The organism is Solidesulfovibrio carbinoliphilus subsp. oakridgensis (assembly GCF_000177215.2).
Classification (GTDB): Bacteria; Desulfobacterota; Desulfovibrionia; order Desulfovibrionales; family Desulfovibrionaceae; genus Solidesulfovibrio; species Solidesulfovibrio carbinoliphilus.
In genome coordinates this window covers 3,542,206-3,557,375 of sequence record NZ_CM001368.1, presented here as the reverse complement: position 1 = coordinate 3,557,375, position 15,170 = coordinate 3,542,206, and the positions used below count along the sequence as shown (strand labels likewise).

At 65.3% G+C, this 15,170-nt stretch carries 10 protein-coding genes; 2 read left to right on the top strand and 8 right to left on the bottom strand.

Translation table 11 applies throughout. From position 1 onward, the window contains the following. Nucleotides 1-182: 182 nt before the first annotated feature. The 4 genes from DFW101_RS15520 to DFW101_RS15505 form a co-directional block, all read right to left on the bottom strand. A complete protein-coding gene (locus tag DFW101_RS15520) occupies nucleotides 183-743 on the bottom strand; it encodes a MucR family transcriptional regulator (protein WP_009182476.1) in 561 nt (186 codons plus the stop codon). A gap of 222 nt (nucleotides 744-965) precedes the next feature. Then, nucleotides 966-1,661 carry an aquaporin Z gene (aqpZ, locus tag DFW101_RS15515; protein WP_009182475.1) on the bottom strand — a complete coding sequence of 232 codons (696 nt, stop codon included), beginning with the start codon at nucleotides 1,659-1,661 and terminating at the stop codon, nucleotides 966-968. Nucleotides 1,662-1,880: 219 nt separating this feature from the next. Then, a complete protein-coding gene (locus DFW101_RS15510) occupies nucleotides 1,881-3,836 on the bottom strand; it encodes an O-antigen ligase family protein (RefSeq protein WP_009182474.1) in 1,956 nt (651 codons plus the stop codon). A 209-nt stretch (nucleotides 3,837-4,045) separates the two neighbouring features. Beyond that, on the bottom strand, nucleotides 4,046-4,993 hold the full coding sequence (locus DFW101_RS15505; RefSeq protein ID WP_009182473.1) for a glycosyltransferase family 2 protein: 948 nt from the start codon (nucleotides 4,991-4,993) through the stop codon (nucleotides 4,046-4,048). Between the two features lie 490 nt (nucleotides 4,994-5,483). On the opposite strand from DFW101_RS15505, the gene DFW101_RS15500 reads away from it, so the two are divergent. Beyond that, nucleotides 5,484-6,299 carry a TIM barrel protein gene (locus DFW101_RS15500; protein WP_009182472.1) on the top strand — a complete coding sequence of 272 codons (816 nt, stop codon included), beginning with the start codon at nucleotides 5,484-5,486 and terminating at the stop codon, nucleotides 6,297-6,299. A 128-nt stretch (nucleotides 6,300-6,427) separates the two neighbouring features. On the opposite strand, the gene DFW101_RS15495 is transcribed toward DFW101_RS15500, so the two are convergent. Then, nucleotides 6,428-8,635, bottom strand: a complete 2,208-nt coding sequence (locus DFW101_RS15495) for an ATP-binding protein (protein ID WP_009182471.1) — start codon at nucleotides 8,633-8,635, stop codon at nucleotides 6,428-6,430. 1,113 nt (nucleotides 8,636-9,748) lie between these two features. Here DFW101_RS15495 and DFW101_RS15490 point away from each other — a divergent pair. Continuing rightward, nucleotides 9,749-10,093, top strand: a complete 345-nt coding sequence (locus DFW101_RS15490; RefSeq protein WP_009182469.1) for a PRC-barrel domain-containing protein — start codon at nucleotides 9,749-9,751, stop codon at nucleotides 10,091-10,093. Nucleotides 10,094-10,502: 409 nt separating this feature from the next. Here DFW101_RS15490 and DFW101_RS15485 read toward each other — a convergent pair whose 3' ends face one another. The 3 genes from DFW101_RS15485 to DFW101_RS15475 all read right to left on the bottom strand — a co-directional run bounded on the left by DFW101_RS15485 (nucleotide 10,503) and on the right by DFW101_RS15475 (nucleotide 15,170). Continuing rightward, the gene (locus DFW101_RS15485) at nucleotides 10,503-12,641 is read right to left on the bottom strand and encodes a catalase (RefSeq protein WP_009182468.1); all 2,139 of its coding nucleotides are present in this window, start codon (nucleotides 12,639-12,641) and stop codon (nucleotides 10,503-10,505) included. A gap of 483 nt (nucleotides 12,642-13,124) precedes the next feature. Continuing rightward, nucleotides 13,125-13,898: a hypothetical protein gene (locus DFW101_RS15480; RefSeq protein ID WP_009182467.1), complete on the bottom strand. Its 774-nt coding sequence runs from the start codon at nucleotides 13,896-13,898 to the stop codon at nucleotides 13,125-13,127. 117 nt (nucleotides 13,899-14,015) lie between these two features. Further along, a complete protein-coding gene (locus DFW101_RS15475) occupies nucleotides 14,016-15,170 on the bottom strand; it encodes a polysaccharide deacetylase family protein (RefSeq protein ID WP_009182466.1) in 1,155 nt (384 codons plus the stop codon).

Genomic DNA, 15,170 nt, shown 5'->3' with positions numbered 1-15,170 from the left:
CGTCCGATCCGAACCGGTGAAAGGCGTTGGCGAACCCGATGCCCGTTTTAGGGATGCTTCTTGGCGCGGACCACCGTGTTCCAAGGGAAAGGCCGCGCCTTTGGACGCGGCAAACGCGAGGGGAAAGGCAAAGCCCACGCCAACCAATATCATGAAAGGCGCGGGCTTTTTTCCAGGCCGAACTATTTCTTCGTATTGCCCTTGGCGTCCCGGGCCTCGGCCTCTTTCAGGAGTTCGACAATCCCGACATTTTTTTCCTTGGCGGCAGCGGCCAGCCCCTTCAAACCGTCGAATCCCTTCTCGATGACGAAGCTCTTCACCTCTCCCCGCTTGATATCGAACTCCTTCATGATCTGGTACATCTGATTCAGCGGATTATCCTGGCCCGTGGTGGTTTTTCTGGCGCTTTTGACCGACATGTCCTTCTTGGAAACATCGAACTTCGCCATGTACTCTTCACGGGTCAACCCATGGGAAGCCAGATGCCTTTTGCCGAGACTTTTGAATTCCGCCCCGCAGATGGCGCACTTGACGCCCTTCCTGGTTTTTTCGTGCTTCTGGGAAGCGTCGACCTGTTTGAGCGCCTCGGGTTCGATATCGAGGGCAGGCCCGCACCGCAGCGAACAAAGCTTTTCGTAGATGCTTTTGGTCACCACTTCCAGTTCGCTGAAATGGACCTTGCCGTGTCGCAACTGGTCTTTCGCCAGATTCAAAGCTTCCGCCCAAATTTCTTTATCGATCATGTCAAACTCCTATTTGCCTATTTGTTATGCAAAGGGGGTCAATAGGATTTCAGACGATTGATGTCAACATAGGGGATTCTTTTTGCCGATCCGTGCAGGCAATGGAAAGGTCCTGGCCGAAGGGAAGCGGCGGGATTTTCCGCTGGCGCGAGGTTTTCGGGGCCGCGGACAGCCCCTGCGGGCGGCGCCGGCCGCCGCCCGCCCCGCCTTGACCGAGATGGCTCAGCTCTCGCTTCGATTCGGACCGATCCCACGAAAAACGAGCGCCCCCAGGAGAGCGCCGGTAATGGGCGCGATCCAGAAGAGCCAAAGCTGTTGGATGGCCCAGCCACCGACATAGACCGCAACGCCTGTGCTGCGGGCAGGGTTGACGGAGGTGTTGGTGACGGGAATGCTGATCAGATGGATGAGCGTGAGGCAAAGGCCGATGGCGATCGGCGCGAACCCCGCCGGCGCGTTCTTGTGCGTCGAGCCCAGGATGACGATCAGAAACATCATGGTCATCACGACTTCCGTCACGATGGCCGCGTTCAGGGAATAGCCGCCCGGCGAGTGCGGGCCATAGCCGTTGGAAGCGAATCCGGCCGCCAGATCGAAGCCCGGCTTCCCGCTCGCAATGAGATACAGGACTCCGCCGGCGGCAATTCCGCCAAGAACCTGGGCCAGGATATACGGCACGAGCTTTTGCGCCGGAAACCGGCCACCGACACACAAGCCGATGGACACGGCCGGGTTGAGGTGGCAGCCGGAAATATGGCCGATCGCGAACGCCATGGTCAATACCGTGAGGCCAAAGGCCAAAGCAACGCCGAGCAATCCGATGCCGACATTGGGGAAAGCCGCCGAGATCACCGCACTGCCGCAGCCGCCGAGGACCAGCCAGAATGTCCCAAAGAACTCCGCACCATACGCTTTCATCGCCCACCTCCGTTTTGAAGTCTGTTCTCAACGAGTTGGTACAAAAAAAGCCAACCGCAATTGTCACACCTTACGGAAGAGGGGGGTGAATGCAAGAGGAGAGATGCGGAGCCTCTGAAAAGAGCGGATTGGAAAGGGCAAAGAGACGGCCCGCACCGCCGCCGACGGCCTACGGGCAGGCGGCGGGCCGGCGACCGGCACAATGCGAGGAAAGCGCTGTCAGGGCTGGCTCTCGATCCGCACGAAAGGGCCGAGGACGCGTTGGTCGGCCATCTGCAGGACGGGAGGAAAATAAAGCCTGTCCGCCTGGATATAGATCCTTTGGCCAGGCGCCGCGTCCCCGGGTTCCAGGCGAAATCGCCCACAGGTCGCCTCGCCCGGGCGAAACACCAACACGTCGAGCGTCTTGCCGGCAGCATTGCGCAGCGACACGGTCGCCGCTTTCCCGCTCACCAAGGGCCCCGGGACCCCCACCTCGATCTCCCACGGCCCGGCTCCGTCCAGGACCAGCGCCGCCGTGCCCGCGCTCCAGGACCGCTCCTTGCCGTCGATCCGCTCGGCCGCGAAAAGCCCCCGGGCCTCGGCCCGGGCGCCCGGGTGCGGCTCCTGGCGCAGCCCGGTCACGAGGGCGAAGACCAGCCAGAGGGCGACCGCGGCTGCTCCCCGGCGGACGCCGGCCCCCCTGCCCTCCCGCCCGGGCAACCGGTTGTCCGCAGCCAGGCCATGCCCCAGCAGGAGGAACATGAGGAGCCAGACCGGCGGAACGTAGGTCATCTCCTGAAAGAGGCCGAAGAGATGGAACACGATGGCGCTGGCCAGGGCGGCCCTGGCCAGGCCGTCCCCCCGTGCGGCCCAGAACCTCCAGGCCCGAAACGCGCAGCCGATCAATACCGTCCAGACCAGCACGCCCAAAAGCCCTATCCCGGAAAAGAGCTGGATGAAAAAATTGTGCGTGGCCTCGAAGGCCTCCGCGTCTTTGGGCATGGCCCGGGCGAGGCGGCTTTCCGGGTCCTGCATGAGCTGGCGGTATCGCCAGGCGTAGCTTTCATAGCCGTAGCCGACCAGCGGCGACTCCAGGCCGATCAGGACGCCCCCCGTGAACACGGTCAGCCGGGGCGTGTCCGTGAAATGCACGAGCCTGTCGGTGATCTTTTCCGTCAGCACCACGTCCTTGGACGTCTTCTGGCCCACGGCAAGATAGTGGTAGGCCAGAAGCGCCGAACAGAGGACGATGGAGAAACAGACGGCCACCCCTTTGAGGTAGGGGGTTCCGCCGGCGTTTTCCACCCGATGCGACTTGAAAAGCAGGAACACCGTCTGCAGGACCAGGTACAGGAAAATGATCCAGGCCGCCCGGGCCATGGTCAGGGTCACGACGATCGCGGACAGGGCGATGAAGACATAAACGGATTTCGACAGGTTAGAGCGCTGGAGCAGCAGAATGACGAGCGGGTAGGTCATGCAGAGGTACTCCGCATACCACCCCGGATTGAAAAAGAGGGAGGCCAGGCGGCCGTCCATGGACAGGGCCGCTCCGGACGAGAGGACATAGGCGGCCAGCCCGACAACAACGGAAAAAAGCGTCCCCAGGGCGATACCCCGGACCAGGGGCCGGAAGGCTTTCTCCTCCCCGTTGGCCAGGGCCCAGCCGAGGGAGGCGAAGAGCACCAGCCGCCAGGCCGCGCCCACCGCATAATAGGCATCGGCCGCCGGCGTGCCCGTCATCCACCGGGCCAGCCCCAGGACCCCGGCGGCCTTGTACGTGGCCCACAGGTCCGGACCGAGCGGCACCAGGACGCTCGTTGCGGCCATGGCCGGGAGGAGCCAGAAACACCACTCCATGACGGAACGCGGGGCCCGCAGGACCCGGTGCCGCTGGCGGATGCAAAGCAAAATCGTCAGGCAGAGGGTTTCGTATTCCAGCAGCCGGGTCGGCAGCATATAGTTTTGGAAGCCGAAAAAAACCAGCGAGCAGCCAAAGGCGCCAAGGAGCGCCGGCAGGCAACGGGGCCGCCAAAGGCCCAGCACGAGGCAGCCCGCCCCCCCGGCCAGGAAAAGCCTGTGCAGCATCCCGCCTTGCAGCAAGACGGCGCACACCACGACAAGGCTTGCGGAAAAAAAGCAGACCGCCGCCAGGGCGATGCCGACCTTCAGGGCGCGTGACAGGCTTTGCATACTTTCGGTCCAACTTTCCCCGGTCGATGGATTCCCGCGCCCCTTCCGGGGAGGTCCCGGACCGGACCGGCCTCAAGAGTTTGGAACGGATTTCGGAAACCCGGCCTTCCTGTGGCGGCCGCTGAAAATGGTGCTGCCATTTCTAGGAAAAATAGTTATTTAAATAGGATATTCTCAATATCCGCATGCACGGATTCCCAGGCGAAGCCCTAGCGGCCGCGCCCGGACTGGTTGCGCCCCGATAAAAAATCGCCGTACGCCTGGACGACGGAGCGGACCAGATCCCATCGGCCGGCGACGGCCAGGCGAACGACCCGCCCCACGAGGCGCTTTGCAAAGACGAAGGGCAGCAAGAACGGATAGGCATCCCGCGTATAGATCAAATTGCTGAGGTTCTCGTGGTAATTGGAGATGCCGTGGGCGGTCTGTTCCAGGCGTTTCCGGCTGCGCCCGCCCATATGGATGACCATGCTTTCCGTGCACCAGGACAACCGGATGCCATGCTTTTTCGCCCGCGTGCAGAAATCCAGCTCTTCGTAGAAAAGAAAGAACTTTTCGTTGAAAAGCCCGATCGTCCGGAAAATGTCGGCCGCGATGAACATCGAGCAGCCGTAGATATAATCCATCGGCAAGGGGGACAGGCCGGGAATATCCTCGATACGGGCCTCGGCGTGGAGGGGAGTGATCTTGGTCGTCCACTTGTCGTAGCGGAAACCGCCGGCTGTTTCGACACGGCCGTCGTCGTACCGCACGATCGTGCTGCCGACCACAGCCGCCTCGGGACAGCCGCGGCTGCAGGCGAGCAGGGCCTCCAGGCTCCGGCGGTCCGGAATCGTGTCGTTGTTCAGGATCCACACATACCGCCGGCCGGCCTCGAGCAGTTTCCGGATGCCGGGATTGATGCCGGCCGCATAGCCCCTGTTGCCCCCGTTGTCCAAGACCGTCACGCGAACGGGCGAATCGACGACATGGGCGGCAATATAGGCGTTGAAGATCCCGACGGAGCCGTCGGTCGATCCGTTGTCGCAGATCACGATGTCGGCCGGCAGGCAGGTGCCCGCCAGCACGGCCGCCAGGCAGGCCAGGGTCTCGGCATGGCCGTTCCAGTTCAGGATGACGACGCCGCACTCTTCATCGCAGCAAGGACGATCATGCATTCCAGTGTCCGGACAACAGGTTTCAACGCAGCCCGGCAGCGCGTCCCCTGCCGGTCCCTGGCCAGGCGCGCGGTGCGCGCATCGTCTGTCCCTGGGCCGGGCCAGGCGCCCAGGCCACTGCGCCGGTGAGGGACCGGCCGGCGGCGGATCCGGTCGCGCCGCCCCCGAAGCGCCGCGGGCGGGATGGGCCCAAGCAGCCGGTTTCGTGCCTGACGCCCGGCGCGAAACCGATTGTCCCTTACGCTGCCGGGAAGGCCGTGTAAACAAAGGGGAGCCCTGCCGACGGACCATCGGTCTGGCCCGAGGCGGCCTGGGCCCGAAGCGTTTCGGGGCCAAAGGCCACGACCGGAAACAGGAGCAGCCCGCCGTCCTCCCAAAGGGCGGAACCCTTTGCCACCGGCCACAGGATGCGGTAGCCAGGGAGCGTGTCTTCCCCACCCCGGCGGCTGCGGCCAGGACCGGGCCAATCCCCTTGAAAAAGAAGTGCCGCATGGACCGCTTACTCTTCGGCGTTTCCGGCCTGCCCGTGGACGCGGGAAAAAAGTTCAACTATGCCTCTGGCATAGCCTATCTCAAAAGCATCGGCCTCGATGCCCTGGAACTCCAGTTCGGGCGGCGGATCAACGTGACCGCCAACAACCGGGAGGCCATCCTCCAAAGCAAGCGCGACAACGGATTCACCCTGTCGGCCCATGCCTCCTATTTCATCAATCTCAATGCCGCGGCGGCGGACAAGCGGGAGGAATCGGTCCAGCGCCTCCGGGCCGCGGCCGAAGCCCTGGCCCAGGTCCAGGGGAAAAGCCTGGTCCTGCACCCCGGCTTCTACGGCCGCGACACCCCGGAGGCCGCCTATGCCAGAATCCGGGAAACCCTGGCCCTCTTGCCGCGCCTTGGCATCGACTACCGGCTGGAGACCACGGGCAAGCCGACGCAGTTCGGCACGCTCGAGGAACTGGCCGGCCTGTGCCGGGACGTGGAGGGGTGCAAGCTGTGCGTCGATTTCGCCCACATCCATGCCCGGGGCCAGGGGAACCTCAAAGGGTACGCGGATTTTCGCCGGATACTGGATTGCATCGAAGCGGAACTCGGGCGGTCGGCCCTTGACGACATGCACATCCACCTGAGCGGCGTCGCCTACACCGACAAGGGCGAGCGCAACCACCTGCCGTTCGCGGCGAGCGATTTCAACTACCAGGCCTGTCTGCGGGCCTTGAAGGACGTCGGGGCCAAGGGATGCGTCATCAGCGAGGGACCGGTCGTCGAGCGCGACGCCCTCCTGCTCCAGAAGACCTATGCCGCCCTTTGAGGCCGTGTTCCTGGACGACCAGGGCGGCATCTTCAAAAAACACAATCATGGAAGCGTGTTGTATTCCCATTCGAAGGCTTGGATTCCGAGGACGCGACACGTTCCCGCCGGCCCGGAATGGGGCCGGGTCAGGCCGGGTCCGCCTCGCTCCCGGCCGCGGCCGGACCGGACATCTCCAGCCAGACCGTGAAGGTGAAGGTGCTCCCCTCGCCTTCCCGGCTGGCCACGTCGATGGTCCCGCCCATGAATTCCACCAGCCGCCTGGAGATGGGCAGGCCGAGCCCCGCGCCGCCGTAGAGGACATGGGCCGAGGTGTGGGCCTGCTCGAAGCTTTCGAAGATGTCGTCCAACCGGTCCGCCGGAATGCCGATGCCGGTGTCCCGGACCGTGAACCGCAACCGGCGCACCACGGCTTCGTCTCCGGCCGCGTCGTCGTCCAGTTCCACCCGGATGTCCACATGTCCGGTGCCGGTGAACTTGACCGCGTTGCCGACCACATTGGCCAGCACCTGCCGCAGCCGGCCGGCGTCGCCGGTGACCGCGTCCGGGACGTCCGGGGCCACGGCCAGGGCCAAGGCCAGGCCCTTTTCCCCGGCCGCGGCCTGCATGGGTTCGATGGCGGCCCGGATTTCCCGGCGCAGGGCGAAGGGCTCGCGCAGGAGCCGGACCTTGCCCGCTTCCATCTTGGCGAGGTCCAGCACGTCGTTGACGATGCCGAGCAGATGCCTGGCCGACAGGTCCGCCAGGTCCAGGTATTGGGCCAGGGCGGGATCGGGGGATTTGAGCCGGGCCAGATGGATCATGCCCATGATGCCGTTCATGGGGGTGCGTATCTCGTGGGACATGTTGGCCATGAAATCGCTCTTGGCCCGGCTGGCCCGCTCGGCGGTTTCCTTGGCCTGGCACAGGGCCGCGGTAAGCTCCTTGCGCTGGCTGATGTCCTGGATGACGCCGATGAAATACAGGAGGTTGCCGGCCGCATCCGTGACCGGGGAAGTGGCCAGGTCGGCCCAGACGATGGAACCGTCCTTGCGCACGAACCGCTTTTCCCACGGGTGCGCGGCGAGGTGTCCGGCCCGCAGCCGCTCGAAATTGGCCTCCTCGTCTCCCCTGTCCCCGGGGTGCGTGATGTCGGCCGGCCGCAGGCCGGCCAGCTCCTCGGTCCCATACCCCGTGATCTCGCGGTAGCGGTCGTTGACCTGCAGGTACCGGCCGTCGGGAGTGACGAGGCTTATGCCCACGGCCGCCTGCTCGAAGACGGCCCGGAACCTGGCCATGCTTTCGCCAAGCGTCTTTTCGGCCGCGCCCAGGGAAGCGCCCATGGCATCCAGCTCCCGGACACGGGTGGCGGGCAACAGCGCGTCCGAACCCGCCGCCAGGGCCGCCGAGGCCCGGGCGGCCAGGGAAACCTTGGCCGCGAGCAGCCGCGACAGCCACAGCGCCACCAGGAGGCCGACCACCAGCAGCAGGCCGCCTCCGCCGCACACCATCCAAAGCGACCGGACGAGCGGGGCCCGCAACACGCTCATGGGAACGCCGACCGCCACCACCCACCCCCAGCCCGGCACCTTGGCAAAGGCCGTCTTGACCGGAACGCCTTCCCTGGTCACGGTATCGACCATCCCCGCCGACGCCGTGCGGATGGCCTGCTGGAGCGAGAGGGACACCTTGGTGCCGGCCGAGGTTTGCGGCGCCAGCGAGCGGGCCACGACGGTGCCGGAATCATCCATGATGAGGGCGGCCCACTCCGCCGGCAGGCGCAGGTCTTCCAGGGCATGCGTCCAGGCCTCGGTCGCACTGAGCATGCGCAGGCTGGCGGTCACCTTGCCGCCGGCCACCACCGGCACGCTGACGGCCACCACGAGCTTGCGGGAGACGGACCCGAAAAAGGGTCCGGAGACGGCGGGCCGGGTGCCCGTAAAAAACCGGCGCACCTGGTCCGTGTCCCTGACCGGGTCCAGCACCGCGCCGAAGGGTTCGAGGGTGCTAAAGACCTGCTCGCCGTCCGCCCCGGTCAGGGTGATGGCCAGGACGTCGCGATGCAGGGGCAAAAGGCGCTTGGCATGTTCGTGGACGGCCGGGAGTCTGCCCTGCAGGGCACTGTCGCACCGGGCGAGGGCCTCCAGGGAGGCCGCGTACGTGTCGAGGCGCTGGGCCACGGCATTGGCGGCGGCCTCCGCTCTTCGCGCCAAGGCCGTTTGCGCGGCCTGTTGCTGGGCACTTTCCAGGGCCACGACGGTGAAGGCCGAGAACAGGAGGATCGGCAACATGGCCAACACGCAAAGAAGCAGCAGCCATGTTCTGATGCCGAGGCTGAAATTCTTATCGATTTTCATGCATCAAACGCCGTCTCGCCTGTCTTTGGCCACAAGGATTTTTGGGCATACGCACGGAGCCGATTTCTGTAAAGCCAGGGGGCGCCCCCAAAGGGGCCGACCGCGTCGTACCGGCTGTTTTGCCTGACAATTCCTTGGACACCGCTTTTGCGGGAACGCCCTGTAACAGATTCGTGATCCTGCCGCCGCCCTTTTCCCCGGGGCTTCCCCCGCCCGTGGCGGCCCGGGCCTTGTCAAGGCGACCGCGGCGGCATACCCTGCCTTCCAGACCCCGCCAGCGGCGTTGGCCGCTGGAAACGTTGCGGCCGCCGCCCGGCGCCTGGCTCCCCGGCGGGCGGCCAGGCGCCGGATGCTCCGGAGGACCGCCTGCGGCAGCGGGTCTTGGCCATGGCCCCGGCACCGTGCCACCTGAAACCAAACGCCCCTCGTGTCACGTTTCGACGAGACGAGTTCCGCAGCCCCCTTTGGGCTGCGCTCCGGAAAGCACGGCGAAACCGCACCCGCCCCGCCCACGCCGCACGAGATCACCGGACACCAACCCGGTGGACGACGACAGCCGCCCGCCGGCTACTTCGGGACATCCCGGGGAGTCGGACATGAGCCTCATGGACTTCGGCGCCATCTGCGGCGCGCTGGTATTCCTGGCCCTGCTTGGCCTGCTCGTCTACAAGATGAGCTTTAGGCACTAACACTTCCGCTCCGGGCTCCCGCCCCCGGACGGGAGCCCCCTCCGAAGGCCGGCCCTTTTCCGGCCTGCCGGGCCGTCCGCATCCCCGGCTCTCCTGCGGGCGTCCGCCCCTTCTCCCGCCCGCTTCCTCCGCGCGGCCCGTTCCCGCCGCTCCGCCGGCCCCCGGCGCCTTGGCCCTCCTGCCGTGGCCCGCCCGGGGCCTCCGGCTCTTTCCTTCGCCGCCGTCTTCCGGACATCCCTGTGGCCAACCTGTTTCATTGCAGCATGTTGGCTGAATCACGGGGCCTCCTTTCCGCATTTTTTTGCAGCCAATGGCTGTTTTCCTGTTGCACAAGCCTCAAAATGGCGTATTCTGTCCAATATGGAGTTGTACCCAATGCAACTCTTTGGTTTTTAACATCTTATTTTGCGGAAGGAGTGCCCCCATGGACACCAAGATCACACCCGTCACCAACCCGACCTGGGGACTTACCACCGAAGAGTACGGTGATGTATCCAAAGGCTTCAGCATCAAGAACGATATCATGGGCAAGGATGTCTACAACGACAGTGACGAGAACATCGGCACGATCGAGGACCTGCTCGTGACCCGCGACAAGGCCATCACCTACGCCATCATCGGCGTGGGCGGCTTCCTCGGCATCGGCCGCCACGACGTGGCCATCGCGGTCCACCAGCTGCGCATCACCGGCAGCCAGATCATCCTGCCCGGCGCCACCGAGGACACCCTCAAGAACATGCCCGCCTTCGAGTACGACGAGTACCGATAATCTTCCCCCCTCTTCCCCCCCGGAGAGATTCCTCCCTCCGGGGCCTGCCTTTGGCCAGGGCTGCCCGTACGTTCCGACAGGCGGCCCTGGCCGTCTTTTTTGCGGCGTATGCGGCACCAGGACGCCCTGCGGCCAGGAATCTTCCCTGCCTCTGCCGCCCCCACCGCCGCCCACGGCAGGGAGCCGCTCCCCGGCCAGCTGGCCGCCCGAAGGCGGCAACCGGGTCCGACGGGGCGCCTCGGCCGTTTGACCAAACGCCGCTGCAGGCACGTTTTGGGGCGTTGCGGCGCGGGCCGGCCCCGAAGCCGGTCCGCGCCGCCCGCTTGCCCTTGTCCGAGGGCGACGGCTCTTCGAAATCCGCTGGCGCGAATTGCAAGACCAAGCCCCTCGGACAAGCCCATTCAAGACATCAGGCCGGAACCTTGTTTTTGACGTCCTCGCGCGCCCAGGCCCGATGTTGGCCGAGGGCCGTGATGAAGTCCGCCGCCACGGCCTTCATGTCCTTGGGCTTGGTGTCCATGATCACGCCGAGATCCTTGGCCGTCGCGTCCTTGCCGGCTCCGGGCACGAGCCCCGGCAGCTTGTAGGACTCCAGAAGCCCGACCGCCTCGCCCGTGGCCGCGATGGCCTTGCAATGCCTGTACATCTCGGAAATGAAGTTCTTCACCTTGCCCGAGAAGGCGAGCATCGAGATGCTGGCCTGGCCGCCCGGAATGTAGACGCCGTCGTAGAGCACCGAAGCCGAGGTGATGTAGTTCTTTTTGACCGGAACCATCTGGCCGTCCGCGCTCTCGATGTGGCCAAGGAGCATGGAGACGACCTCGACCACGGCGCCGGCCGCCACGAGGGCCTCCTGCATGGCCGCGAGCTGCTTGCCGTCAAAGCCCGGGGCCGCGATGATGGCCACCTTGCGGCTTTCGATGGTGCCCTTGGCCGTGCCGGCCATGCTGACCGCGGGCGAGCTCTTTTCGTACGTCGAGGCCTCGCCCGCCGGCGGGGTGGCCACGCCCACGCCCATGGCGATGGCCGCGGCCAGCTCGTGGTCGACCTTGTTGAAGTTGGCGACCATCCGCTCCCGGACCGCCTTGGACTCGACCTTGCCGAGCTCGAAGTGGGCGGCCTGGAGCAGGTGCCGGCGCTCGGGATCGGTCAGGCTCAGCCAAAACATCCGAGCTTGGCTGTAGAAATCCATGAACTTCTCGTCGCGTGACCGGGTGGCCGGACCCTCGATGATCCGACCGGCGTAGGGCACGAATCCGCCCTGTTCCCGGGAGGCCACGTTGGGCTCGTTGTCGCCAAGGGAGTTGGGAATATAGCTCACGCGACCCTTGTTGATGGTCTGGCGGTGCATGGCGTCGCGCTGGTTGTTGTGGACCTGGGCGATGGGCCTGTTGACGGGAATCTCATGGAAGTTCGGGCCGCCGAGCCGGCTTATCTGGGTGTCCAAATAGGAAAACAGCCGCCCCTGGAGCAGAGGATCGTTGCTGAAGTCGATCCCCGGCACCACATGCCCGGGATGGAAGGCCACCTGCTCGACCTCGGCGAAGAAGTTGTCGGGGTTGCGGTTGAGGGTCAGCCTGCCGATGATCTTGACCGGCACCTCCTCCTCGGGCCAGATCTTGGTCGGATCCAGGATGTCGAAGTCGAAGTTGTGCTCGTCGGCGTCCTCGATCATCTGCACGCCGAACTCCCACTCCGGGTAAAACCCCATGCCGATGGCGTCGTAGAGGTCCCGGCGCAGGAAGTCGGAATCCATGCCGCCGATCATCTGCGCCTCTTCCCAGACCAGGCCGTGGATGCCAAGCTTGGGCTTCCAGTGGAATTTGACGAACCGGCCCTGGCCGGTGGCGTTCACGAACCGGTAGGTGTTGACGCCAAAGCCCTCCATCATCCGGTAGCTTCGGGTGATGCCCCGGTCGGACAGGGCCCACAGGATCACGTGGGTCGACTCCGGAGTCAGCGAGATGAAATCCCAGAAGGTATCGTGGGCCGTGGAGGCCTGCGGGATGTGGGTGTTGGGTTCGGGCTTGCCGGCATGGATCAGGTCCGGGAACTTGATGGCGTCCTGGATGAAGAAGACCGGGATGTTGTTGCCGACGAGGTCGAAGTTTCCCTTGTCGGTATAAAACTTCGTGGCGAAGCCGCGCACATCCCGGGCCGTGTCCATGGAGCCCTTGCTGCCGAGGACCTGGGAGAAACGGACGAAGACCGGGGTCTGCCTGCCGGCTTCGCTCAGGAAGTCGGCGCTCGTGTACTCGCCCATGGCCTCGGTGCACTCGAACACGCCGTGGGCCCCCGAGCCCCGGGCATGGACCACCCGTTCGGGAATCATCTCGTGGTCGAAGTGGGTGATCTTCTCCCGGAAGTGGAAGTCTTCAAGGAGCGTGGGACCGCGCTTGCCCGCCTTGAGGGAGTCCTCGTCGTGGCTGATGCGCACTCCCTGGTTGGTGGTGAGGAACTCACCCGCGTCGTCGGCCGTGAACCCCATGATTGCCCTGGTCTTGGCATTATCGGGAGGAATCTCTCCCTTTTTGACATGCTTGCTCATACTGCTCCTTTGGGCGCAAAGCGTTTCCATGCTTTGATTGCAGGCCTCCCCTGTCCGCCCTGCTCCGCCCGGCAGGAGGGAAGGCACGATTCTTATGAGCCTAGCAGAAAAAAGGGGAGAGGCAAGCGGAAAACCGGCAAGGAACCGGCCGCTCCTTGCGACTGGAGCTGCATCGTGTCTAAAAGCAGCATGTTGCAGTCAGAAACTTTCTCCAAAAGCGACCATGGACAAAACCGCCTGCCGCCGGACCCGTTCCCAGAGGCCGAGCGGAAACCGGTTCCCCTGCCAAACGGTATCGACCGGCCGCCGGTTCTCTGGGAAAGTGTCAGCAAAAACGGGATGGCGGAGAAGCGGAAGCGAGGGGGGCGTGGACAGGGACGGACGGCGCGCCGCCTGTGTCCCGGCCGGGCTGGTCCGTGGCCTGTCCTCGAATCCGCAGGCACGGATTCGAGGACAGGCCACGCCCTGCTAGCCGTTGCCGCCCTACTTGGCCGGCGGGCCGAGGTGGGTCAAAAATGCCGTGAAGTTGCCGGTGTATTCGTGGGTGCCCACATGGGTGAAGACGCTGTGCACGTCGGCGTGGATCTCGCCGCCGATGTCGGTCCAGCGTTTGCAGAAGGCATAGTCCTCGGGCAGGTAGTCCCGGGTCTCCGGGTCGATGGCCGTCTCGAAAAAGGCCACGTTCCCGACGTTGTCGTCGTTGGTGTAGGAATAGTCGTAATGGAGTTCCGGGTAGGCTGCGGCCAAGCGCACCAGGACCTCGCGCCTGATCAACATGAAGCCGGTGGCGCCGTAATCCACGGGCAAAAGCCCGGTCACGGGCTCGGGGCGGCCGCCGGGCTTGAGCTTGACCGCGTAGTGGAGCGAGGCCGCCTCGGCCACCCGGGACAGGACGCCCGGGTCGATGATCCGCAGCTTGTCGAGGTCCAGGTGCTTGACCGGGTAGATGCCGCAGACCACGTCCTTGTCGGCCTGCAGATACTTCCAGGGCAGCTCCGGCGCAAAGCCGATGTCCGCGTCGATGAATAGGAGGTGCGTGTACTCCTTCTGGCGCAAGAACTCGTTGGCGATCAGGTTGCGCCCCCGGGTGATCAGGCTTTCGTGGGACGGGGTCAGCATGCCGGTGCGCACGCCCTGCTGTTCGAGAAACCCGATCATGGACACCACCGAACGCAGGTAATGGACCGTCACGTTGCCGTTGTAGCACGGCGTGCCGATCATCACCATGCGCGCTCCGGCTGCCTCCGGCTGGGACATGGACGACCTCCTGGATGTTCCGGGGCGCCCCGCGCGCGGCGGGGCGCCCATGGCTGCGGTTATCAAGCCACGGGACCGGGGAATCAAGAATCGGCCGGGAGTTGCGGCCCCCGCTCCCTACCTGCCCTGGGGCAGGAAGTACCGGCCGTCCTGCAGCCGGGCCGTGGACGTCACGTAGGCGGCCAGGCCGTGGAGGGTGACGTAGGCCACGTCCTTGTCCCGGGCCAGAAGGGGCAGGAGCGCCTTCCACTGGTCATTGGTGAATTCGTCGGGCCCGTGGGAATAGAGGCAGCAGACGCCGCCGATTTCCTTGAGCTTTTTCAAGAATGCCTCGACCTTGGCGGCAAATTCCGGACTGGCCGGGTCCGGGCCGAAGAGGTCGCGGGGCTTGCCGGCGTAGACCTGCATGAGGTCGTAGCCGGCGGGCGCGCCAAGGGCCGCGAAGCCGGCGGTGCCGACCCGGCCGCAGGTCAGGCCGAGTTCCCGGGCCACCTGCCGGGAAACGGCGTCCGTGACCAGGAAGGGGTAGACCATGGACTGGCAGGCGGTCCCGGGCAGGCCGGCCTCGATGTCGGCCTTGCCGCCGGCCATCTCGTAGCGGGCGTGCTCGGCCACGTTGACGTAAAGCGGCACGAGGCCGTTTTTGAAAAAGATGTCCACCCTGTCCCGCTCGGCCAGGAAGCGGGCGTGGATGTTGGCGTAATAGGGGTCGCCGAGCTCGGCGGTCACGCCGCGCACGTCGTTTAGGGCCTCGACGAGCTGCTTGAGGGTGGGGGTGCGCCCCTCCTCGGACAGGTCGAGCTCGGCCACGGTCCGGGGCGGGTCGTCGACCGTGATCCGAAGCTTGCCGGCCGACTGGTCCACCACGGCGGCGGCGGATTTGGCCCGGGGATCGAAATAGCGCAGCCGCACCACCCCGCCCGGAGCCACGGGCACGTGGTCGCGGGTGTGGTTGGCGATCTCGTGGCCGTTTGCCACGTGTTTGGCCATGACGGCGTAGTCCCCGGGCGTGGCCTTGGCCGTATTGAGGGCCAGCGTGGTCTTCATGCCGAAGGCGTCGCAATCGTCGGCCAGACGCGACCACAGCTCCAGGTTCGGCAGGTCGTCGATGACGATGTTGACGTAGGCGCGCGGGCCCTGGCCCGGGAGCGGCGCGCCCTTGGTGGCGGCGGAAAGCCCCTGGGCCCCGGCGGGAGCGGGAACGGACGCGGCCGCGAAAAGGAGCACGGCGAGCAGGAGGCCGCCAAAGCCGGCGGCAAAGCGGAACTGCAC

Coding starts and splice junctions, on each gene's coding strand:
- DFW101_RS15520 (WP_009182476.1), bottom strand. CDS start 743: ATGATCGATAAAGAAATTTGGGCGGAAGCTTTGAATCTGGCGAAAGAC.
- aqpZ (WP_009182475.1), bottom strand. CDS start 1,661: ATGAAAGCGTATGGTGCGGAGTTCTTTGGGACATTCTGGCTGGTCCTC.
- DFW101_RS15510 (WP_009182474.1), bottom strand. CDS start 3,836: ATGCAAAGCCTGTCACGCGCCCTGAAGGTCGGCATCGCCCTGGCGGCG.
- DFW101_RS15505 (WP_009182473.1), bottom strand. CDS start 4,993: ATGCATGATCGTCCTTGCTGCGATGAAGAGTGCGGCGTCGTCATCCTG.
- DFW101_RS15500 (WP_009182472.1), top strand. CDS start 5,484: ATGGACCGCTTACTCTTCGGCGTTTCCGGCCTGCCCGTGGACGCGGGA.
- DFW101_RS15495 (WP_009182471.1), bottom strand. CDS start 8,635: ATGAAAATCGATAAGAATTTCAGCCTCGGCATCAGAACATGGCTGCTG.
- DFW101_RS15490 (WP_009182469.1), top strand. CDS start 9,749: ATGGACACCAAGATCACACCCGTCACCAACCCGACCTGGGGACTTACC.
- DFW101_RS15485 (WP_009182468.1), bottom strand. CDS start 12,641: ATGAGCAAGCATGTCAAAAAGGGAGAGATTCCTCCCGATAATGCCAAG.
- DFW101_RS15480 (WP_009182467.1), bottom strand. CDS start 13,898: ATGTCCCAGCCGGAGGCAGCCGGAGCGCGCATGGTGATGATCGGCACG.